Here is a 22,194-nt window from a genome sequence, read left to right on the forward strand (position 1 = left end):
GGCATGCTGATGACCGATAATGATGTTTAGCGGTCATTCGCTTAGAGTAATAGAAATCGGCTTTTTATACGGCTTAACGTCTTTAGCGTATATTTCCGTTAAAATGTTGGCGGTCGCCCTCAAAAAACATGCTTTTTGAAATTGCTCCAAATAGATGCAATCACCATTTTTTGTAAGTGTGTGACCCAGAATTACTCGTATCTCGGATGTACCCCATTATGACTCTTCCTGATTAATCGGTGCTCCAATCTGGTATTCTTCTATTTTGCGGTACAAGGTATTTCGCCCGATTTGCAGCATTTTGGCCGCTTTACTGACATTACCGCCACTTTTCTCGAGCGCCTTTTTGATTGCGATTCTCTCTGTTTCACGCAAGGAAGGAATAGCATGATCCGAAGACTCAGGCGGATCGGCTTCCATCAATCCCTCCAGCTGGATGTGATCGCAATCAATGATGTCCCCCTCTGCCAAAAACACCGCTTGAATCAGAACACCTTGCAGTTCCCGGATATTGCCCGGCCACGAATAAGCACGCAGCTTATCCTTTGCCTCCGTGGTTAGTATGTACGGTTGTTCTGTGTCGATCTGCTGCAATAGATGCTCCGCCACCTGGATGATATCACTGCGCTTTTTCAACGACGGCAAATGTATAGAGACTCCTTTGAGCCGGTAGTAGAGGTCAGCCCGAAAACGTCCCGCCTTGATCTCCTCTGACAGGTTTCGATGCGTAGCGGCTATGATCCGCGCATAAATTGGGCGGGATTGATTGCTCCCCACCGGGGTGACGACCTTTTCCTGCAAAACGCGCAAAAGTGCCGCTTGCGCACGCAAAGACATATCCCCGATCTCATCCAAAAAGATCGTGCCTCTTTTCGCCGCTTCAAACTTTCCGATTCTTCCTTCCCGATGTGCCCCCGTGAATGATCCGCTTTCATATCCAAATAATTCGCTCTCGATTAAATTTTCTGGAATCGAACTGCAGTTCACTGCGATAAAAGGCTCATGCGCGCGCGGCCCTGTCTCATGGACCATTTGAGCAAACAGCTCTTTTCCCGTACCGCTCTCCCCCAAAATGATCACAGGAAAATCTACCTGCGCCGCCTTTTGTCCGAGCATCTTTGCCTGCAAGAAGAGCGGGCATGAACCAGCTAAGCGTGGAAACGGCTTCAGCTGTACGTTGGGTGCCGCAGACCAAAAACGCGGGCGATGATCTTTCACATGACGGCCAGCACGTTCTTGCTCCGCACTTACTCTTGTTCCCAAGGCTTCCTTTCCGAGCTGCTGCTGCGAAGCCTCATTTAGGCCCACGATACGCTCGTCCCGATCCAAGCCGACGAGCGCCAGTTTCCCTCGACCATCTCCTGGGCGTGATAGAGTTGGTAAGGCAATCACGCGCTCCGCATCTGTTAACAAAAAGCGGTTTTGCAGAGCCTCTGCGATCATGCAAGCAATGGTTAGGGCAAACGGATGGGAATATTCTTTACGCGTACTAATGTCAATGATGCCTAATAGCTCACCCGCAGGTGAAAAAATAGGTGCCGCTGAGCATGTAAGAAAGCGATTTTCCAAGAAGTAGTGTTGCTCTCCCTGTACCTGAATCGGCTGTTGTGCAATCAGCGCTGTCCCAATCGCATTGGTTCCTTTGTAGTTTTCTGTCCAGTTCGCTCCGATTTGCAGCTGTACTTTTTGTGCCTGGTTGGCAAAGACTGGGTCCCCGATCGTTTGAATAATATTGCCTTCCCGGTCAGACAAGAGTGCGATGTGCTCTGTCGATAACAAAAAGGGAGCAAGCTTGTTAAAAAGCGGGAGACTCTCACGAATCAGAGGGTGATTATCCTGAATGATTTCTTTGATTCGTCGGGCAGAAATGATTTGATCATTGGTCTTCTCCGTAGCCTTGAGGTTCGATTCCTGACAGCGCTTCCAAGATTGCTGAACAATCGTCGACAACACGATTCCCTCCCCCAAAAATCATTCCCCCTCAGTATAACATGAGAGTCTTTGCTATAGAAAAAACCAGTCGAACCACGAGCACATTTGCCGTCTGGTTGCTAGCCGTCATCGGTCATTTTCCGACAGTATCCACCCTTTTGTCCCAATACGGAACATGGCATGATCCATTATGGAACAATTTCTACCCTGATCCACGCAGGAAAACGCTGTCATTTCGAGCTTTTTCACGTTGGTACGAGACTTGCTTTTAGAGAGGGCTGTAAAGAAATATGTGATAAATGAGGAGGCGCTCGCAATGATCTATGCTCAGCCCGGTCAAGCCGGTTCTAAGGTGACTTTCAAAAATCGTTATGAAAACTACATCGGGGGTAATTGGGTTCCGCCAGTAAAAGGTGAGTATTTCGAAAACGTATCACCTGTAACAGGCAAGGTCTTTTGCGAGGTAGCCCGCTCGACAGCCGAAGATATTGAGCTGGCACTGGACGCTGCCCATGAGGCAAAAGACGCGTGGGGTCGTACCTCTGTTGCACAGCGCGCAAATATGTTGTTAAAAATCGCGGATCGGATGGAAGCAAATCTGGAGATGCTGGCAAACGCAGAGACGTGGGAAAATGGCAAGCCCGTTCGTGAAACACTCGCGGCCGACATCCCGCTGGCAATTGACCATTTCCGTTACTTCGCCGGAGCGATCCGCGCGCAAGAAAGTACACTCGCCGAAATCGATAACGATACGGTCGCTTATCATTTCCATGAGCCACTCGGTGTCGTTGGTCAAATTATTCCCTGGAACTTCCCGCTCCTCATGGCTACTTGGAAGCTGGCTCCAGCCTTGGCAGCGGGCAACTGCGTCGTCCTCAAGCCAGCGGAGCAAACACCTGCTTCCATCTTGGTGCTGATGGAGCTGGTCGGCGACCTGCTCCCTCCTGGCGTCGTCAACGTCGTGAACGGCTTTGGTCTGGAAGCGGGTAAACCGCTCGCTTCAAGCAACCGCATCGCGAAAATCGCTTTTACAGGTGAAACGACGACAGGGCGCTTGATCATGCAATACGCTTCCCAAAATATCATTCCGGTGACGCTGGAGCTGGGCGGAAAATCGCCAAACATCTTCTTCTCGGATGTAGCTGCAAATGACGATGCCTTCTTTAACAAAGCCATTGAAGGATTCGTACTGTTTGCGCTCAACCAAGGCGAGGTTTGCACATGCCCATCCCGCGCGCTCATTCACGAAAGCATTTACGACCAATTCATGGAGCGTGCCCTGCAACGCGTAGCCAATATCAAGCAAGGAAATCCGCTCGATACAGATACAATGATCGGCGCACAGGCTTCCTTGGAGCAGGTAGAAAAAATCCTCTCCTACCTGGATATCGGCAAACAAGAAGGAGCCGAATGCCTGATTGGAGGCGCTCGTGCACAGCTTGCAGGTGAACTCGAGGGCGGCTACTACATCCAGCCAACTGTCTTTAAAGGCCACAACAAGATGCGTATCTTCCAAGAGGAAATCTTCGGTCCAGTCGTCTCCGTAACGACCTTCAAGGATACAGAAGAAGCGCTCGCTATGGCAAATGATACGCTGTATGGCTTGGGTGCTGGTGTATGGACACGCGACACGAACACAGCCTACCGCATGGGCCGCGAAATCCAGGCTGGTCGCGTATGGACCAACTGCTACCATGCTTACCCGGCTCACGCAGCGTTTGGCGGCTACAAAATGTCCGGCATTGGCCGCGAGACACACAAAATGATGCTGTCTCACTATCAACAAACGAAAAACCTGCTGGTCAGCTACAGCGATCAAGCTCTGGGCTTCTTTTGATCAATGAGCCAGCCAGAAAAAGTGCTCGCGACAGATGCTGCACTGACACTAATTGAACGGCTTCGCGCCAAACACGGTGACCTGATGTTTCACCAGTCTGGGGGCTGCTGCGATGGGAGCTCCCCCATGTGTTACCCGCTCGGTGAATTTCTCGTGGGTGAGCAGGACGTTCTGTTAGGCGAGATCGGTGGCTGCCCGTTCTACATGGGCAAAGCTCAGTATGAGTATTGGAAGCATACGCAGCTCATCATTGACGTCGTGAATGGGCGTGGCGGAATGTTTTCGCTGGAAGGACCTGAGGGGGTACGCTTCCTCACACGTTCACGGGTATTTCCAGACACGGAAATGGATTAAAAGGAAGACCGCTCCTGCCTTTTTACTGGCTGGAACGGTCTTTTTTGCTTGGATAGCTATCTCGTTTTTTTGCGAGAGGTACGATTTGCAGGAGCAGAGCTTGTCCTTTTGCCTGGTTTTGCATTCGGGCGGGCGGAACTGCGTTGTGCAGATACTGGCTTCTTGCTAGAGCCGCTAGACTTGCGATCAAAACCGCTTGCTGCACGGTTTCCTTCCTTCGGCTTATGTCCAGTACCGCCTGCTGCTCGGTTACCATCCTTTGGCTTGCGATCGAAGCCACCTGTTGCTCGGTTACCATCCTTTGGCTTGCGGTCAAAACCGCTTGCTGCTCGGTTACCGTTCTTTGGTTTGTACTCAAAGCCACCTGTTGTTGCTCGGCTTCCGTCCTTTGGCTTGCGCTCGAACCCGCCTGCTGTATGGTCTCTGCCCTTTGCCTTGCCCTCAAAGCGACCTTCTACACGTTCACGTTTCCCTGAATTACGCTCAGAACCGCCACCTTTTGCTTGGCGTCGTCCATCTCCATCACGACGCCCCCTAGAACCTTGCTCCCTTCCCTCAGCTGACTTTCCTTTCCCTCTTCCCTGCTTATCCCCTTGCCGATCTGCTTTCTCGGCTCGCTCCCTCTCAGGCTTTTGCTTTTTCTGATCGCCCGACTCTCCACGATCCATTTCACGCCGCTCCAGAGACAGATTGATCCCTTGTTCAATCTCTCTTAGCTGCCCCCAATCCTTCGCTGCTACCAAGGTAAAAGCGGTCCCTTTTTCCTTGGCTCGCCCCGTTCTGCCAATCCGGTGTATATAGCTGTCCACATCTTCCGGGATATCATAATTGAAAACGTGCGTGACTCCCTCGACATCAAGCCCACGCGCTGCCACATCAGTTGCGACCAAATACTGAATCCTAGCCTCGCGGAATCGCTTCATGACATCCTCGCGCTTCGCCTGTGACAAATCGCCGTGCAGCTCGTCAGACATATAATCGAGACCTTGCAGCTCCGCATTTAACTTACTGGCTCTGCGCTTTGTTCGGCAAAAGATCACGGCCAGAAACGGCCGTTGTTCATCCAGCAGACTGCACAGCGTAGCTTGCTTCGCACGATCTGTGGTCTCCACTGCAATTTGGCGAATATCATCTAACGTAATTCGCTTGCCCTGCACTTTGATGTTTTCCGGCTTTTGCATAAAGCGCTTCGCAAGAGATTGCACCTGCTCTGACATGGTGGCCGAAAACAGCAAGGTTTGTTTTTCAAAAGGCGTGTTTGCCATAATATCTTCTACCTCAGGCAAAAAACCCATATGAAGCATTTGGTCCGCCTCATCCAGGACAAACATCGAAACTTGCGATAAATCGATCGTCCCTCTTCGCAGATGATCCAGCAAACGGCCCGGTGTCGCGATGACCACATGTATTTTTCCTTTCAGCTTTCTCAGTTGCTGATTGACATCTTGTCCACCATAGACCGCGAGTACTTGGATATCTTCCAGCTTTTCCGTCAGCTTCTTTACCTCTGCCGTAATTTGCAAGGCAAGCTCCCGCGTAGGAGTGAGAATCAACGCCTGAACATGCGTCGCTTGTGGATCCGCGTTTTCCAAGATCGGCAGGACAAATGCGAGTGTCTTCCCGGTTCCCGTCTGTGCTTGCGCGATTACATCTTTTCCTTCCAGCACAACAGGAATTGCTTTTTCCTGAATCGGTGTAGGCTCGGTAATCCCGTTTGCTTGCAGAGCATCTATCAGTTCCTTATGTATTCCCAATCCCAAAAAATCAGCCAGTTTCGCCATCTCCATTCATAAATCAAATCCGTTATTATTTCGTACATACTGCCATGCCGATAAAGTACCGTATGCCATCACGAGGTATTTTTTCAAAGGTAACGCCTCTCTGATAGTACATATCCACGTCAGAATAGCGTACAAACAGCTCCGCGAACTCTTCCGGCGTTAGCTGATGAACATGGAAGGGCTCACTCGTCTCTTTGCCCCGCCCTCTGCCAAATGGACTGGAAAGCACGAGCGTACCACCTGGTTTCAGCATCCGATACAAGTTATCCATAAACAGCAAATCGTCTGCGACATGCTCAATGGTCTCAAAGCTCAAAATCGTATCAAACAACCCCAATTGCTCGGGAAGCGCTGGATCAAGCGCGTCACCCTGCTGATACGTAATCTTTTGATGGTTGTATTCCCGATTGGCATAAAAGATCGTCGCCTCATCGTTGTCGACACCGATCAGTTCTGTCAGCTCTCGTTTTCGATCCTTTGCGATCATATGACATCCGTAGCCGGTACCGCAAGCGATATCCAGCACTCGACCTTTTACATAAGGTGAGGCAAAATAATATCTGGCTATATGCTCCAGCAGCATGCCATTCGTAGGTTTTAACAGCTTGGGGATGATTCTCTCCCCTGTCCATTCCAGCAAAGCCATCACCAATTTTCTCTTATTCTTCCTCACATCTTACCTTATTTATCGGCTTGATCCTATCAGCTAGCATTTCCTGAACGGGGTTTATTAAGAAATTTGTAAGACATTTCATTACTGTTTTGTTAGAGCTGGGCGTTAAGATAGTACCATGAATGCATTCATAAGGTGGGACGAATCATGACCAAATATCAAGTCCTCGTAGTCGACGACGAGGAAGAAATCCGCGACGCAATCGAAATCTATCTCAAAAATGAATCCATGACCGTATTCAAGGCTAGCAATGGACAGGAAGCGCTGGACGTACTGGAACGCGAAGATATCCAGCTCATCCTGATGGACATCATGATGCCAAAAATGGACGGAATGACCGCCACCTTTCAAATTCGCCAGAAAAAAAACATCCCGATCATCATGCTGTCTGCAAAGTCAGAGGATACCGATAAAATCCTCGGGCTAAACATCGGTGCCGATGACTATGTGACGAAGCCTTTTAATCCCTTGGAGCTCATCGCCAGGGTCAAATCTCAGTTAAGACGTTTTACCAATCTGGGAAGCGCTCAAATAACAGAGGATGAGATTCAGGTACGCGGCTTGACCTTGAACAAGAGTACAAAAAATGTAGCAATTGACGGCAACGAGGTCAGGCTGACGGCTACCGAATACAAGATCCTGGAGCTGTTGATGGAAAACAAGGGCCGCGTTTTTTCTATAGAGGAAATTTATGAACGGGTCTGGAGAGAGCCTTATATGAACGCGGAAAACACGGTGGCTGTCCACGTGAGACGCATTCGGGAAAAAATAGAGATCAACCCGAAGGAACCTAAATATTTGAAGGTGGTATGGGGAATTGGATACAAAATCGAAAAATAAACGCTTTGCGGTGCCCGTGCTCGTTGTTATGATCGTGAGTATTTCGCTTGCTCTCCTAACGATGGCCGATCTGTACCATAAGCGCGAGAATCTCCAAGAGAATAATTATTTTCAAAGCTCAGGCTTCAATCGTGAATTAGAGACATTTGCCGAGTTGGTGAAAAAGGTTCATGTAGATTATACAGGCTACACTCCAGGAAAGCTCGACGAGAAGACGGAGAATCAGCTAAAAAAAGAGCATGAGGAAACCCTCCGATCGATTAAGGAAGATAACCAGTTCTTAGATCGGATAAAACAAGCAAAAAGTGAGGGGGACAACGAGAAAGTCGCCCAATTAACCGAAGAATATTCACAAAGCATGCAAGAAGACATCGCGAAAGCAACGTTGCATTATCAGGAGCAGGTGAACAACAGAATCGCCGAAAAAGATGCCGAGTACGAGGAACAAAAAAACAGCCTCACCTTGCGAAGCGGCTCCTTCAAATACTATGTCACCGATAAAAAGAACAACAAAGTTTACACCAATCTCGCGCAAGAACCTACAGAATGGGAACTGGCCCGATATGCGCGCTATACAATTAACCTCCCTAATACGAACGGGGATTTGGAAAGCATCAATCGCACTTATCAACTGAATCAACTTAGTGGTATCTTTTATGTCCCAAAAGAACCAGACGGATATAGTCAGATCCATACAGATGCCCTTTACTATGATTCCATTCGGGATCGGCTGATTGGCGAGTTAGTCCTGCTCGGGGGCACTCTGCTCATCCTCGCACTCTGCTACTGGTATTTGCCAGTTAGCAAAACGTTAGAAGTACCGATTGTAGTGAAAAGCCTGGCACTGGTCCGCTTTATCCCGTTGGATATTCGGATGGTACTGTCGTTCATACTTGGCATCACGTATCTCATTATGATCGCGAACATGCGCTTTTTCTTCTTGCCAATTGATGGGGAGCATTTCTTCACCCTTGCGTTCGTTTCGTTGTTTACTGCTTACCTGCTTCTACAATTTATGGAGGCATGGCTTATGTACAACCAACCTGAGAGATTTACGCATCAGTGGCAAAAGAGTATTTTCGCCAGACAACGTGTCCTTCTTCAAGAAAGCTATGCCAATCGCGGCATGTTCTTTAAAGCATCCACGTTGTTCATCCTGACTGTCATGTTCGGAATGAGTATCGGTTTCGGATTCGTCGCCTTAATCGAAAGTTCTGGTGGCTTACTGATTCTCAGCTTTTTGTATGGCATGTTTTACATGACCGTGGTTTTCCCATACGCGCTTAGACGCTTGGGACTGATGAACCGCATCATGCGAGGTGCCTCCGAAATGGCTGGCGGTAATCTGAACACTACGATCCAAAAGGTAAGAAAAGGGAAGTTATCTGATCTCGCGCACTCTCTCAACAACATAACAAAGGGACTCAAGCACGCGATGGAAGAGCAGATGAAGAGCGAGCGCATGAAATCCGAATTGATCACCAATGTTTCTCATGATTTAAAAACACCGCTGACGTCGATTATCAACTACGTTACCCTGCTCAAGCAGGAAGATTTGGCACCTGAGGACCGCAAGAACTACGTCGATGTCTTGGATCGCAAAGCAGATCGACTGCGGGTCCTCATCGATGACCTGTTTGACGCAGCCAAAATGTCCAGCGGCGCGGTTGAGCTGAATATCGAGCAAGTGAATGTAGCCTCCCTGCTCAACCAATCCATCGCTGAATTCAGTGACAAAATCGACCAATCGACGCTCACTTTCCGCGTAACGACGGAACAGCCGAAGATCGTCGCTCCTCTGGATGGCAAGAAAACATGGCGTGTATTCGAGAATCTGATCGGCAACGCCCTGAAGTATTCCATGCCGAACACGCGCGTCCTGATTCATTTGGCAGAGACAGAGGACGAGGTTATCCTGACGTTCAAAAATGTCTCCGCCTACGAAATCGACTTTGATGCACAGGAACTGTTTGAACGGTTCAAGCGCGCTGATCAATCCCGTCATACCGAAGGCTCTGGCCTCGGCTTGGCTATCGCAAAAAGCATCGTAGAGCTGCAAGGCGGCAGGCTGTCTATCGATATTGATGGCGATTACTTCAAAGTCACGGTCGTATTCCGCAAGCACGCGTAAGGATCAAATAGGAAAGCCAGTGCCCGATCGTCAGGCACTGGCTTTATTACGTGGTTTTCTCCCTGTTAGATGGCAAAGTTCCTTTCAAATAGGGCCTCAATACTGGCAGCCACTTCCTGCTCATCGGCCCCCTCCACCTCAAACATAATTTCATCTCCGGTCTTTGCCCCCAGAGCCATTACGCTGAGGATGCTTTTGCCATTAGCCTGCTTGTCATTGTAGATCATCTTGACTGACGAGCTGTATTGATTGAGCAGGTTCACCAAGACAGAAGCAGGGCGAGCATGGAGACCTCCACTCACGGCTACTTCCAGATTCATTCGGATCAATTTCACGCCTCCCTTCCTGTCCTTGTGCATGCAATCCTCTTACAAGAAAAACTTCTCGATGACTTCTGCCACCCCATGCCGATCATTCGTTTCCGTGACATGCCGAGCCAGCTGTTTCAAATCATCAGGAGCATTGCCCATCGCCACACCCATTCCGGCGAATTGGAGCATCTCTGCATCATTGTAGTTGTCTCCTACAGCAACGATCTCGTCAGGCTGAATCGCAAGCCTCTCACTCACTACCGCAAGACCACTTGCTTTGGAGATGCCCACAGGCAATATTTCCAAATTATTCGCACCTGATGCCGTCACGCGAATCCCCGAAAGCTCGGCTTTCTCAAGCTCTTGTCTTGCTTCCAACAGACGCTTCTCGTCTCCCGTGACGAATATTTTCGGAGCACACACCTCATGTTTTCGAACGTATCCGGCTATCAACCGCGAAGCCTGGATTTTGAGCGGGTATTGATTTTTCCAGAGCTGGCGCAGTGTCCAGGCATTTAACAGCGGAAACAAATCCGTCAACTTCCAGGTGCGATTCGTGACAGCATAAGCCTCATGCAGCAACATGACATCCAAGCCATGCGATACGAGTATATCTGTAATCCGCGCCGCTATCTCATGCGGAATACGCTGTACATACAGCACCTGATCTGTCTTGGGGTCTGCGACGTATGCGCCATCATGGGAAACAAGCGGTGCGCTGATCCGGAACTGCTGCGCCAACGATTTGGCCGATGGGTATGCCCTACCGGTTGCCAGTGTGACGTGGACTCCTTGCTGCACTAACTGGGTAATGGCACGCTCTGTTACTTTGGATAAGGTGTGGTTCGACATCAAAATCGTTCCGTCCACATCCAAGGCGAGGAGTTTGTATTTCACACGAGTTCCATCCTTATGTGACAGGCTTGAAAAACTGGGGCAGATGCTCTTTGTGCGCCTCCAGCATTTCATCGAGTATTTTTTTGGCGATCACATCAGACGGCACCAGCGGGTTAATATTCATCGCCAATAGCGCCGTATGGTAATCACCCGTTACAGCTGCCTCAGCTGCCACTCGCTCAAACGATTTGATTTGCTGTACGAGTCCACGCACAGGAACAGGCAAGTCACCAACAGCCAAAGGAATCGGCCCTTCTCTTGTAATCACGCAGTTCACTTCGACTGCCGAATCATCCGGAATGCTGGCAATCGCCCCGTTGTTGCGGACATTTACCGTCTGGATATCGCGCTTGTCGTTGTAAATGGAGTAAATCAGATTGCAAGCAGCCTCACTGTAATAGGCCCCGCCACGTTTCTCCAACTGCGGAGGCTTGATATCTAAGTCTGGATCTTCGTAGAGCGCAAATAGCTCCGCTTCCACCTGCTTGACCACTTCAGCCCGCGTCCCCTTCTGCTCCGCTTCTTCCAGCTCATGCTCAAGCATCGTGCGCGTCTGGTAGTAATAACGATGATACGGGCACGGGAGAATCCCCAATGCTTTGATGAAATCCTTATCCCAACCAAGGTCCAAAATATTTTGCATCGTAATGCCCGATTGGTCGCCCGTTATTTTATCCATTACCTGGGAAATGACATTTTCCCCATCCAGGTACACACCCAGTCCGAAGATCATATGATTCAAACCGGCAAAGTCAATATGAACCCGTGATTGCTCGACGCCTAAAACAGAGGCAACACCCATTTTCATCCCGATGGGAACATTGCATAGTCCAATGACCTTTTTGCGGTTGGTATACCGCAGCACTGCCTCTGTGACCATTCCAGCCGGATTCGTGAAGTTAATCAGCCAAGCATCTGGACATAGCTCTTCCATGTCACGACAAATGTCCATAATGACCGGAATGGTACGCAGGCCTTTGAACAAGCCTCCAGGTCCATTCGTTTCCTGACCGATCACCCCGTATTTCAAAGGAATCCGCTCATCCTTGATTCGCGCATCCAATAGACCCACGCGCATTTGTGTCGTAACAAAATCTGCGCCCGCAAGTGCTTTTCGCCGATCCTGCGTCAAATGGATCTCGATAGGCACCCCTGCCTTCTCTACCATCCTTTTTGCCAAGGCACCTACTGTTTGCAGCTTTTTCTCGCCCTCTGGAATATCCACCAGCCACAGCTCTCGCACGGGTAATTCATCGTAGCGCCTGATAAAGCCCTCCACCAGCTCAGGTGTATAGCTAGACCCTCCACCGATCGTTACAATTTTGATTCCGCTCATACTCCTGCCTCCTTGCCTGCATGGATTTGGCTGTACAGCTCGACAAACTCCGTTGCCAAATCCTTGACTGTAATTGCGTTCATCAAATGATCCTGGGCGTGAATCAAGAGCATGCTGATCTCAGTCTTTTCGCCCGCAATCTCCTTCTGGATAAGTGCCGTTTGATTTTGGTGTGCAAGACCGAGCTCTTCTCCCGCACGCTTCAGCGCATCTTCTGCTCCTGGCAAGTCTCTATTTTTAGCCAGAGCGATCGCTTCCATTGCCAGACTCCGTGCGTTTCCTCCGTGAAGTATTAGTTGAAAAATAACGTCTGTATGGTCCAAATCTATCTCCACCTATCCAAGTTCGCTAAAAGTCACGAGCTGTATTTTTTGATCACGAATGTACTGCTTTAACTCTGCTGCTGTTAAGATCTTCAATTCTGTGGTTCGTTGCTTTGCGTATGAACTGCCTGTCAGTACCGCTTCGTCCAAATAGGCAGGGTGCGTCATGATCTCAACCACAGGATAATCTGACATATCCTCTACGATCCTGACGAAGGATTGTACAGTTAGGTCGTCTCCATAAAAATGATGAGAAAAGCCTTCTGTCGTCAAAACACTCAACTGGTCCCGCTTCTCCTGTGTCCCGAACAGCCAGGGATAGCGAACTGGCACCCTATATTCCTCTGCCAGCTTCAGAACAATCGGCAAAACGGCTGGATGTGCATGTACATGGTGGTGGCTGTCGATATGCGTCAGCTTGAGCCCCGACGCAACAAACCTCCCCAATTGAGCCCGCAGCTCCCGCTCGATCTCCTCCGGTGCAGCAGAAATCAGATGGTCTTGCCCACGTCGGAAACGCCCCTCTCCATCCGTTAGCGATGGTACATCCTGACTAACTGGCGATCCGCATGTGAGTACCAGATGAATGCCTACTCCGAGCGTCGGATGTTCTTTGGCCAGCCCTACAGCGTGCTCGAACCCCTCCATATTGACCATCAAGGTCGCAGAAGTAACGACTCCTTCCCGATGTGCTTCGACGATGCCCAGATTGACGCCTTTGGAATACCCAAAATCGTCTGCATTCACAATCAATTTCATAGATAGCCTCTCCTCTAGCGTTTACATAGACACAGCATTACTATCGGAAGCAGTGCTGGCTTTTTCTTCGCTTACCTTTTGTTTATCCCACAGACGGAAGAACGGATAGTAGATCGCGAGCGCTATCACGAAGTTCACCGCTTGGAGAACCATACCCGATACCTTCCCACCAGTAGCCAAATATCCACTGATCAACAATGGTGTCGTCCATGGAACTGCTACCCCGCTTGGTTTTGCCACCCAACCGAATGACATGGCCAAATAGCTGATAATGACCAATACGACAGGCGCCAGAACAAATGGGATGATCAAAAGTGGATTCATAACAATTGGCATACCGAACGTGACAGGTTCATTGATGTTAAACAAACCAGGTCCAAGCGAAAGACGGCCAATGTTTTTCATCTGTTTACTGCGTGCCCGAAATACCATTAAGACGACGAGGGCTAACGTAGCACCCGATCCCCCAGCGAATATCCACATGTCAAAAAATTGCGTAGTGACGACGTTTGGCAATTCACCGTTTGGATTAGTCTGGAATGCGGCTCGGTTCTGGTCCATCAGCGTCAGCCAAATGGGACTCATAATGCCACCGACAATCGCCGCACCGTGCAAGCCAATGGCCCAGAGAATGTGAATAAGCAGCACGCATAAAATGGCCCCAATCAAGCTGCTGCCAACAGCGCTGAGTGGTCCGACGAGCAAATCCTTCACAATATTGTGAATACTTTCGAAGGACGTGTTTTCAAGGAGGATACGCAATAACCAAACCACCAAAAGCACCGCACCAGCTGGGATCAATGCCACAAAGGAACGGGAAACTGCGGGAGGCACTCCGTCTGGCATGGTAATGACAATTTTCTTTTGAATGATTTTGCGATAAATCTCTGTCGACAATATACCCAATAGCATCGCGACAAATAATCCCTGGCTGCCCATCAGTGTGAGAGGAATGACTCCGCCCACCTCTTGAGCTGCACTCGCTCCTTCCGGGGTGAACATGATTTTATATGGAGTAGCGAGCAAGAAGGATGCGACAGAAATGGCTCCTGCCGATAGCGGGTCGACCTTGTATTTCTCCGCCAGTCGGTAGGCGACGCCGAAGCTGACGATCAAGGCCATGACGTCAAACGTAGCACCTACGGGATACAGCAGCTTGGTCCGCCATTTTTCACCGAAAATCCCAATCATGAAATCGTCATAACCAGGTATAGGTATGAAGCCAATGATGAGGAACATTGAACCAATGATCAACAAAGGCAATGTAAGGATAATTCCGTCACGAATAGCCTGCAGATGCTTTTGCTCCGCAATTTTACCCGCTACCGGCATCATGCGGTTTTCCATAAATGAAACAAATCCGCCCACACGCATCCCCCTCCTACTGTTTTAGACGAAGCGCAAACTCAAGCACGTTTTTCCCGTTCAATGTACCGTAATCGACCGTGCTGATTACATCTACAGGAATTCCTCTGGATGCCGCTTCTTTTTTCATCTCTGTCAGCTTGTAACGAACTTGTGGTCCCAGCAAGAGCACTGCTGCTTGGTCAATATGATTTTTTACCTCATCTGCGGAAACTGCCCATATTTTAGCGTCCAACCCTTTTTCTCTGGCAGCCTCCTCCATTTTTTGAACCAACAAGCTTGTCGACATACCCGCTGCACAACACAATAAAATATTCATTGTACCCCCTCCTCTCAACGAGTGATGCCTTACTGAAAGAGCAAGTTTCGTGCCAAAACACCAAAAATGTATGCGCTTACCAAAATAACCGCATGGTCAGGCATATTTCGCTACCTCATCGCCCGTTACCCTCACTAGTGTTTTTATGTAAGCGCTGTAGTGTTTGATTTTTAATAGGGAAAAGTCAAAAAACAAAACACTGGTTACGCCAGTGTTTTGTTGTGTATGAAGAAATTCATGATAAAACAAACATCGTCTTCGCTGATTACTACCTCATACTTATCTTCCAGCGGCAATAATTCATGTCGGATTAAGCTGTACAGCTTGCGGTTCTCCAGCAAAAAACTGTCTTTTTGAATATACGCCACGGATTGCGTCCCTGCTTTCAAACGATCCACCAGGCAGCAGATGTGCAAGTAGGCCCCAATTCGTGTGTCAAAAACCAAATAATTGTTCAGTCGCTCCTCCATACGGCCGACACACATCCTCACGTCTGCGAGAATATCTTGTCCGTCTACCATTTGTAGATGCTCTCCTAGCGACTCTTGCATCTTCAAGTAAGCCTCTTCCAGATCGATCACTTGCTGGATATCAGACATCGCCTCTCCGTTCAAAACATCGTCCATGCTATGGTGGCGCAACTCGCGGTCGAGAATGTAATTGCTCACCACGAAGAGAATTTTTCTCTCCTCCTTGATTTTTCGAAGCTGACTGCGGGCTTGAGCCTTATCGATCAGTTGTAGCGGCACAAATTCCAACAGGCTCACATCGTACCTGAGCCTCGATTCCAGCAGCTTTTTCAAAAACAAGGCACTACCTTCCCCAGACAGGCAGGCAGCGACGATCGTCAGCGCCGGAATATGCTTTTGCACCTGCTCCTTCGGCTGCTCCTCCCGCTGGTAGAGCGAAATGCCTAAAACATCACGGTAAACATCCTCGAGTGAATGACCGAGCATGGCTTTTCGAGTGGCTTCAATTACATGCGGCGTGCTGACCATCGGAATGACCTTGACCGGAATGCCGATTTCCCGCTCAATAATCTCGCCAAAGCCGAGCAGTGACCCCATATCTACGAGCAACAGCAGTCCAGCCTTGCTTCCGATCTCTCTGGCTACTTTCAGTGCTTTTTCCAAAACACTCATGGAGTCTTCTTCAAGCGGCAGATCGATGGCTCTCGCATATTGTGTGACCAGCAATCGGTTCGTCACATCGACCATCGCTGTCGCACCACCGCTGCCGTGCGTAATAACGAGCACCCCGATTGTTTCCCGTTCTTCCTCCATGCTGACATCGTCGAGCACGAAAAACATGGTCAAATATCCAGCCTCACCAATCGGCAGATCCATGAGTATCGCTTCTTCTATCATGCGCACGCATTCTAGCGCCACAGCAAACTCTTTCTTGTATTTGATTCGGACGTGGTTGATTTGCGGATTCACGATCTGCTTGCCTTGTGCAAGGCGCTCCTTCGACGTCTGAATATGCAGCGCGAGACCAAAGATCACCTTCTGGCTCAAAATCTTCTCCAGCTTGGCCTCTGCGAAGCGAACGATCTCTTCCACGAGATGAATGATGAACGGGTCAATAATTCGGGCCATGTCACCCTTATTCACACGTTGATGGACGCCTTTGATAAAGGTTGTAAAGTAATTCTCGATGTCAAACTCCAATTCTTCTTCACTCACACCGAGGTTTTGTAGCTCGTATATTTTTTGCTCGATTTTTTCATAAACACTGTCCGTCGTATCCCCTGTTTCTCGTCCGATCCAGATGCCCTCTTTGGATGGCTGCACGACAAAGCAGTTGTGCTCCGTCCCAATGATTTCATCTAGCTCCTGTTTGTAATCCTTCACCAAAAGCAGCCCTTGCTTGACATGATGCGGCAGATCCTGAACCGATACGTGCAGCTGATTCTTTTTTAACGAAATGAATTCCGCATAGGCGCTGGCGCAGGTGAGCTGAATATCCGTTTTTAACTGTCCAATGTTATTCGGGCAGTGATAGCACAAGAATGCCTGTACAGCATTGGCCGATATCTGAATCTCTCTCCCCAACCGAAAAGCCTCTTCTTGAAAAATCTCCATCGTAATACGAAAGCGCTCTTCCAAGCCACGCTCCACTAAAGATGGCAGCTTGATGACCATGGGAATGCGCCTCATGAACGTTTTCAAGAGACTCGACTCCGGATTTTCTGTCGTGGCCATGACAATCTGCACCTGAGCCGTCCGCTCCATCTCTGTTTCCCCTACGCGGCGGAATATGCCTTTATCCATAAAGGTAAAAAAGATTTCCTGTCCTTCCGCCGGCAGTCGATGCACTTCATCGAGAAAGAGAATGCCACCGTCTGCCTTTTCCACAAGTCCTTTGCGATCCATCTCTGCTCCGGTGTACGCCCCTTTTTTGACTCCGAACAATTGACTGATTAAGAGCTGCGGGTTGTTGGCATAATCGGCACAGTTAAAAATCACGAAAGGAGCATGCTTTTCCAGTCGTCCAATATCAACGGCAAACTCGTGAATCATCCCGGCGAACCACGACTTCCCTACACCTGTTTCTCCCAAAATCAAGCAATGCATCCCTCTCGGCGGATACAAAACGGCCGCCTTTGCCTGCTCAATACGCGTGATCAGGCTCTTGTTGGTTTTCGCCAGCCTGTCCAGCGACGTCTCCGCCAAATAGAGCGAATCGTTTCCTTTCTTGGAAAAAAACAGCGTCGGACGCCCTTCTTCCTTCTCGATTCGTCCTTCCTTCCACAAACGGTTCAAATCACTGCTCACATTCGCTCGACTCAAACCAAGCCTCTCAGCCAAATCTGAAGCGCTTACTTTTTTATCAGGACCAGCGTCTACTAACGTCTGGAATATTAAATCTAATCGTTTCACTCTATCACCCGCCGTTGAATAGATAGAAAGTCACGAAATGCACAACCAATCCTTTTCATTTCCACGAATATTTGGAAAAACCTGCTTGCTGCTTTTTCCCTCTTTCCCCGTTTTTGTCCCGATGATTTATTTTTCCGTCTCCTTTCCCTGGTGTACGATATAATAGAGAAATAATGATTGACAGGAGATAGCAAATCCATGATGGTTTTCATCTTGTTTACCATATGGGCGTTAGGTCTGTTTGTGCTGTTCACAGACCCGAAACGAACGTCGATCCGCTGGGCTTGTGCGACTGCCTTTGTTGGGGCTGGGGGCTTTATCTCAGGCGTGATTGACGAGACGATCATGCCCTATTTTGCAGAATATCTGGCCGCACAGCCCGGGACCACGAACACCCTGATAATGGCGAGCCGCATCTCCTCCTTTATTTGCCAGGTGGGTTTGCCTTACACGTTTCTCATGTTTGCCGTACACTCAGCTGAATTTTTGTCTCGCAGAGTAAAGCTGACGATACAATATGCTGCGCTCATCCTGCCGCTTGGGATGCTTTGGATTACACCCGTTTATCCCGAGCTGCTTTTTAACTACTGGATTATGGTGGCATGGGTGATTCCGTTTTTTCTGTTCTCCTGTACGCTACTTGTCGTGCAGTACATGCGAGAAAAAGATCCACTCGTGAAAAAGAACAGCTTTTTCACGAACGTACTCATCATCATTCCGTTGTTTTTCGTCTTTATTTTCATCTATATCATGCGTATCCAAAACGATTACGAGGCTTGGCGCTACAACATGCTCGTGGTCACGATCCAGTTTATCCTGATCGTTGCCATCAGTCTGAAATACGGCTTCCTTGGCGTCCGTCTCCGCGTGGAGAAAAAACGTCTGGACAGTACCTTGCGCGCCTTGACTTCCGGTGCACAAATCATTAACCATACGATCAAAAATGAAGCAGGCAAAATATCGCTGTATGCCGACCGTATCGAGACATATGCGGATGAAACCAACCAGCCGTCCCTAAAAGAAGACGCGCTTGTGCTGATGCAATCCTCGCAGCATATGCTGGACATGATGAATCGGATTCAAAACCAGCTGCGGGACGTCGAGCTGCGCGAAGAACCATGTGACCCCAGCCAAATCATCGGGCAAGTCACACAAAATCTGACGCCCTACATCCTGAAACAGCAGGTAGAAGTCGTTAGTGAATTGGACGAAACACTTCGCTTGTATGGGGATGGCGTACAACTGCGCGAAGTCATCACCAACTTGTGCATGAATGCGCTAGAAGCCATGAAGTCGGGTGGCAAGCTCCATCTTCAGCTATTTATGTCCCACAAGCACCTGATCATCACTGTCGCAGACACAGGCACAGGCATCACAAAAGAGAACCTGCCTCACGTGCTCGATCCTTTTTTCTCGACAAAAAGGACAGGGCAAAACTTTGGTCTCGGGCTCTCCTACTGCTACAATGTCATGCAAAAGCATCAAGGCCAACTGGAAATCTACAGTGAGCAAGGCAAAGGAACTACCGTTTTCCTGTTCTTCCCGAAAAAGCGCGTCATCATAAACGACTCTGAATAGCGAAAGGACGCTCACAATCATGAATCCAATCAGGGTATTTTTAGTAGAGGATGATCCCGTCTGGCGCAAAGGTCTCATTGACTTCCTGAACAAAGAGCCGGATCTCACTGTAGTAGGGGAAGCCGGGTTCAAGGCAGAAGCAATCGAGCGCTTTTTGCCTGCCAAATCGGATGTCGTCCTGATGGACATTAACTTGACCGAGAACAATCTGGACGGGATCGAGACGGCAATCGAATTCATGGCCCTCCAGGCTGACAGTAAAATCATTATGCTCACCTCTCTGACAGACGAAGCAGTGATCGTGGAATCATTCTCAGCGGGTGCCGTCAATTACATCAGCAAATCGAACTTCAAGGAAATTCCCGACGCTATCCGTGCCGCTCACAACAGCCAATCTGCCATTCACCCTACGGCAGCTGCGGCACTGCGCAACGAATTTTTGCGTTTGAAAAACGATGAAAATCAAAAGCTCTTATCTCCCGCAGAACGGGACATCCTACAGCTAATCCACCAAGGTCATACGCAAACGCAGATTGAACAATCTCTCCACATCACGAAGCGTACGATCAAAAACCACATCAACCGAATCCTCAAAAAAATGGGCGTCAAAACAAGCAAGGAAGCGGCCGCAAAAGCCAGCCAGAAAAAGCTATTCTAGGTCTTATTACCAGGTACCAATGAATGTTGGTACTTTTTTTACATGCTCCACTCCTTACAATGAAAGCTATAGAGCAACTCACTTATCCCTTGTAAAGGTGTGGTCCACATGGCCCTTATTTATTCTTTCTTAAAATCGATTCTGATGCTGTGGTTTCGTCCTCGTGTGCTTGGGCTCTCCAAAATCGACTTGTCGAAGCCATCTCTTATCACTCCCAATCACGTCTCCTTGCTAGATGCGGTACTCCTATCCTTTTGCTTGCCGAAAGAAGCGACCTTTGTCGTCAACACGGAGATCGCCAAGCGGTTTGCGTTTTTCCTCCGCTTCCGCAAGCATATCGCGATCGATCCGCTCAACCCGTACTCCATCCGCCACATGCTCCGCGTTATTCGCAACGGACAGACGCTGGTGATTTTTCCAGAAGGCCGGATCACGACGACGGGCGGCATTATGAAAATCTACAGTGGTGTTGGCTATCTCGCTCTGCGAACTGGTGTAACGGTTTACCCAATCATTATTAACGGTCTGGAACGTTCGATCTTCTCGTATTTGAAAGGAAAGCTGAAGCTCTCCTGGTTCCCTGATGTGACCATGACAGTAGGCACTCCGTTCACGATCGAGCGCGATCCAAACCTGTCGATGCGCGAACAAAAAGCCACGGCCAATGATCGTATTCTGCGTACTCTCCAAGAAGGCTTGTTCGAGAGCCGAATGAAGCAAAACGTGAATCTGTTTGATGAAGTTCTCGAAGCAGCTCGCCTGAATGGTGCAAAGATGGAAATCGCCAAGGACCTGACGTCCGCGATCGACTACAAGACCTTGTTAATCGGCAGCTACTTACTCGGCAACAAATTACAGCCGATGCTCTTGGGAAAACCGGTTGTCGGTGTATTCCTTCCCAATTCAGTGGGTCATCTCGTAACGTTGCTATCGTTGTTCCGCATCGGAGCCACTCCAGCCATCCTGAACTTTTCGCTTGGTATTCGCTCCTTGCTTGATTGCTGTGAGACTGCCCATATCGATACGATCCTGACATCGCGTGTATTCATTGAAAAAGGAAAGCTGGAGCACATCATCGCAGGTCTTTCACCGAGCATGAAAATCATTTATCTCGAGGATTTGAAAGCATCCGCGACTGCTTTTGACAAAGTGTCTGCACTCTTCTCTTATTTGCGGAAGAAAAAAGCTTCAGCGACAAGTAACGAACTGATCCTCTTCACCTCCGGCAGTGAAAGTAAGCCAAAGGGTGTCATCCTGACGCATACGAATCTGTACGCGAATATTCAACAAGTGACTAGTGTGATTGACATTACGAGTCGCGACAAGTTTTTCAATGCCCTGCCTATGTTCCACAGCTTTGGACTTACTGCGGGAACACTTTTACCGGTCGTGAAGGGTATCCCGGTCTATCTGTATCCAAGCCCGTTGCATTACAAGGCGATTTCGGAATTGGTCTACGATCAAAACGCAACGATCCTCTTCGGAACCTCGACCTTTATGGCTGGTTACGGACGTATGGCCCATCCTTACAACTTCTACACCTTGCGCTACGTATTTGCAGGTGCAGAAAAGCTAAAGGACGATGTTCGCAAGCTGTGGATGGAAAAGTTCGGTGTGCGGATTTTTGAAGGCTATGGGGCAACGGAAACAGCTCCGATCCTGTCGCTCAACACCCCCCTGGCTAACAAACCAGGAACCGTCGGGCGTTTGATGCCAGGGATGTCCGCCAAGCTGGAACCAGTAGAAGGAATCGATGCTGGCGGAGAGCTTTTGGTGAAGGGTCCAAACGTCATGAAGGGTTATATGATTCACGGAAAAGGCTTTGTTCCCGCTGAGGAATGGTACCACACAGGTGATTTGGTTACCGCTGACAAGGACGGCTTTCTCAGCATTCAATCCCGCTTGAAGCGCTTCGCCAAAATCGGCGGCGAGATGGTTTCGCTCAATCTGGTTGAAGAACTGGCTATGCAATGCTTCGGACACTCCGGTTTTGCTGCAATCACAGTGAATGATCCGCGAAAAGGTGAGCGTGTCCTGCTATTTACCACAGATGAATCGGTTCAGCTGAGCCAATTACGCGTGTATTTAACGGAAAAACAATACTCGCCACTTCTCTTCCCAGGTACGATGCAAGTCATCAAGGCTCTACCACTTCTCGGTAGCGGAAAAACGGATTACGTGAGTCTGAAACAACTGGTCGAAACGGGAGGAAAATGAT

At 49.0% G+C, this 22,194-nt stretch carries 18 protein-coding genes; 7 read left to right on the forward strand and 11 right to left on the reverse strand.

Annotated elements, in window-relative coordinates; all coding sequences use genetic code 11:
• Positions 1-216 precede the first annotated feature (216 nt).
• Positions 217-1,950 (reverse strand): sigma-54-dependent Fis family transcriptional regulator, encoded by a 1,734-nt coding sequence (locus tag HP570_RS15965; protein ID WP_173626346.1) that lies wholly within the window; start codon positions 1,948-1,950, stop codon positions 217-219.
• Between the two features lie 298 nt (positions 1,951-2,248).
• Here HP570_RS15965 and adh point away from each other — a divergent pair, with 298 nt between their 5' ends.
• Complete coding sequence (gene adh / locus HP570_RS15970) at positions 2,249-3,769, forward strand: aldehyde dehydrogenase (RefSeq protein ID WP_173626347.1); 1,521 nt, start codon at positions 2,249-2,251, stop codon at positions 3,767-3,769.
• Between the two features lie 3 nt (positions 3,770-3,772).
• The gene (locus HP570_RS15975; RefSeq protein WP_173626348.1) at positions 3,773-4,123 is read left to right on the forward strand and encodes a DUF779 domain-containing protein; all 351 of its coding nucleotides are present in this window, start codon (positions 3,773-3,775) and stop codon (positions 4,121-4,123) included.
• A 56-nt stretch (positions 4,124-4,179) separates the two neighbouring features.
• On the opposite strand, the gene HP570_RS15980 is transcribed toward HP570_RS15975, so the two are convergent.
• Complete coding sequence (locus HP570_RS15980; protein WP_173626349.1) at positions 4,180-5,910, reverse strand: DEAD/DEAH box helicase; 1,731 nt, start codon at positions 5,908-5,910, stop codon at positions 4,180-4,182.
• A 19-nt stretch (positions 5,911-5,929) separates the two neighbouring features.
• Positions 5,930-6,550 carry a class I SAM-dependent methyltransferase gene (locus tag HP570_RS15985; RefSeq protein ID WP_173626350.1) on the reverse strand — a complete coding sequence of 207 codons (621 nt, stop codon included), beginning with the start codon at positions 6,548-6,550 and terminating at the stop codon, positions 5,930-5,932.
• Positions 6,551-6,724: 174 nt separating this feature from the next.
• On the opposite strand from HP570_RS15985, the gene HP570_RS15990 reads away from it, so the two are divergent.
• Together HP570_RS15990 and HP570_RS15995 are read left to right on the forward strand one after the other, a co-directional pair.
• The gene (locus tag HP570_RS15990) at positions 6,725-7,417 is read left to right on the forward strand and encodes a response regulator transcription factor (RefSeq protein WP_015893822.1); all 693 of its coding nucleotides are present in this window, start codon (positions 6,725-6,727) and stop codon (positions 7,415-7,417) included.
• The gene (locus tag HP570_RS15995; RefSeq protein WP_173626351.1) at positions 7,395-9,548 is read left to right on the forward strand and encodes a sensor histidine kinase; all 2,154 of its coding nucleotides are present in this window, start codon (positions 7,395-7,397) and stop codon (positions 9,546-9,548) included. The genes HP570_RS15990 and HP570_RS15995 overlap by 23 nt, the downstream gene beginning before the upstream one ends.
• Positions 9,549-9,613: 65 nt before the next feature.
• Here the strand turns inward: HP570_RS15995 and HP570_RS16000 are convergent, their stop codons facing one another.
• From HP570_RS16000 to HP570_RS16035, 8 genes are all read right to left on the reverse strand, one after another.
• On the reverse strand, positions 9,614-9,877 hold the full coding sequence (locus HP570_RS16000; protein ID WP_064200285.1) for an HPr family phosphocarrier protein: 264 nt from the start codon (positions 9,875-9,877) through the stop codon (positions 9,614-9,616).
• Between the two features lie 39 nt (positions 9,878-9,916).
• The gene (locus tag HP570_RS16005) at positions 9,917-10,756 is read right to left on the reverse strand and encodes a Cof-type HAD-IIB family hydrolase (RefSeq protein WP_015893825.1); all 840 of its coding nucleotides are present in this window, start codon (positions 10,754-10,756) and stop codon (positions 9,917-9,919) included.
• A gap of 13 nt (positions 10,757-10,769) precedes the next feature.
• Positions 10,770-12,092, reverse strand: coding sequence for a 6-phospho-beta-glucosidase (locus tag HP570_RS16010; protein ID WP_087350465.1), 1,323 nt, complete (start codon positions 12,090-12,092; stop codon positions 10,770-10,772).
• Positions 12,089-12,415: a PTS sugar transporter subunit IIA gene (locus HP570_RS16015; protein WP_016739598.1), complete on the reverse strand. Its 327-nt coding sequence runs from the start codon at positions 12,413-12,415 to the stop codon at positions 12,089-12,091. The genes HP570_RS16010 and HP570_RS16015 overlap by 4 nt, the downstream gene beginning before the upstream one ends.
• 12 nt (positions 12,416-12,427) lie before the next feature.
• Positions 12,428-13,174 (reverse strand): chitin disaccharide deacetylase, encoded by a 747-nt coding sequence (gene chbG, locus HP570_RS16020; protein WP_173626352.1) that lies wholly within the window; start codon positions 13,172-13,174, stop codon positions 12,428-12,430.
• Positions 13,175-13,195: 21 nt separating this feature from the next.
• The gene (gene celB / locus HP570_RS16025) at positions 13,196-14,548 is read right to left on the reverse strand and encodes a PTS cellobiose transporter subunit IIC (protein ID WP_173626353.1); all 1,353 of its coding nucleotides are present in this window, start codon (positions 14,546-14,548) and stop codon (positions 13,196-13,198) included.
• Positions 14,549-14,555: 7 nt separating this feature from the next.
• A complete protein-coding gene (locus tag HP570_RS16030) occupies positions 14,556-14,858 on the reverse strand; it encodes a PTS sugar transporter subunit IIB (protein WP_173626354.1) in 303 nt (100 codons plus the stop codon).
• A 203-nt stretch (positions 14,859-15,061) separates the two neighbouring features.
• On the reverse strand, positions 15,062-17,740 hold the full coding sequence (locus HP570_RS16035; protein ID WP_173626355.1) for a sigma-54-dependent transcriptional regulator: 2,679 nt from the start codon (positions 17,738-17,740) through the stop codon (positions 15,062-15,064).
• A 198-nt stretch (positions 17,741-17,938) separates the two neighbouring features.
• Between HP570_RS16035 and HP570_RS16040 the strand changes: the two genes are divergently transcribed.
• The 3 genes from HP570_RS16040 (at position 17,939) to HP570_RS16050 (ending at position 22,193) form a co-directional block, all read left to right on the forward strand.
• Positions 17,939-19,318, forward strand: a complete 1,380-nt coding sequence (locus HP570_RS16040) for a sensor histidine kinase (protein ID WP_173626356.1) — start codon at positions 17,939-17,941, stop codon at positions 19,316-19,318.
• A gap of 19 nt (positions 19,319-19,337) precedes the next feature.
• Positions 19,338-19,976, forward strand: coding sequence for a response regulator (locus tag HP570_RS16045; protein ID WP_173626357.1), 639 nt, complete (start codon positions 19,338-19,340; stop codon positions 19,974-19,976).
• 108 nt (positions 19,977-20,084) lie between these two features.
• Positions 20,085-22,193, forward strand: coding sequence for an AMP-binding protein (locus HP570_RS16050; protein ID WP_173626358.1), 2,109 nt, complete (start codon positions 20,085-20,087; stop codon positions 22,191-22,193).
• Position 22,194: the final 1 nt, after the last annotated feature.

This window comes from Brevibacillus sp. RS1.1 (assembly GCF_013284365.1).
GTDB classification, from domain to species: domain Bacteria; phylum Bacillota; class Bacilli; order Brevibacillales; family Brevibacillaceae; genus Brevibacillus; species Brevibacillus brevis_D.

Excerpts from the sequence above, each read along its gene's own strand:
- adh (WP_173626347.1), top strand. The coding sequence starts at position 2,249 with ATGATCTATGCTCAGCCCGGTCAAGCCGGTTCTAAGGTGACTTTCAAA.
- HP570_RS15975 (WP_173626348.1), top strand. The coding sequence starts at position 3,773 with ATGAGCCAGCCAGAAAAAGTGCTCGCGACAGATGCTGCACTGACACTA.
- HP570_RS15980 (WP_173626349.1), bottom strand. The coding sequence starts at position 5,910 with ATGGAGATGGCGAAACTGGCTGATTTTTTGGGATTGGGAATACATAAG.
- HP570_RS15985 (WP_173626350.1), bottom strand. The coding sequence starts at position 6,550 with ATGGCTTTGCTGGAATGGACAGGGGAGAGAATCATCCCCAAGCTGTTA.
- HP570_RS15990 (WP_015893822.1), top strand. The coding sequence starts at position 6,725 with ATGACCAAATATCAAGTCCTCGTAGTCGACGACGAGGAAGAAATCCGC.
- HP570_RS16010 (WP_087350465.1), bottom strand. The coding sequence starts at position 12,092 with ATGAGCGGAATCAAAATTGTAACGATCGGTGGAGGGTCTAGCTATACA.
- chbG (WP_173626352.1), bottom strand. The coding sequence starts at position 13,174 with ATGAAATTGATTGTGAATGCAGACGATTTTGGGTATTCCAAAGGCGTC.
- celB (WP_173626353.1), bottom strand. The coding sequence starts at position 14,548 with ATGCGTGTGGGCGGATTTGTTTCATTTATGGAAAACCGCATGATGCCG.
- HP570_RS16030 (WP_173626354.1), bottom strand. The coding sequence starts at position 14,858 with ATGAATATTTTATTGTGTTGTGCAGCGGGTATGTCGACAAGCTTGTTG.
- HP570_RS16040 (WP_173626356.1), top strand. The coding sequence starts at position 17,939 with ATGATGGTTTTCATCTTGTTTACCATATGGGCGTTAGGTCTGTTTGTG.
- HP570_RS16045 (WP_173626357.1), top strand. The coding sequence starts at position 19,338 with ATGAATCCAATCAGGGTATTTTTAGTAGAGGATGATCCCGTCTGGCGC.
- HP570_RS16050 (WP_173626358.1), top strand. The coding sequence starts at position 20,085 with ATGGCCCTTATTTATTCTTTCTTAAAATCGATTCTGATGCTGTGGTTT.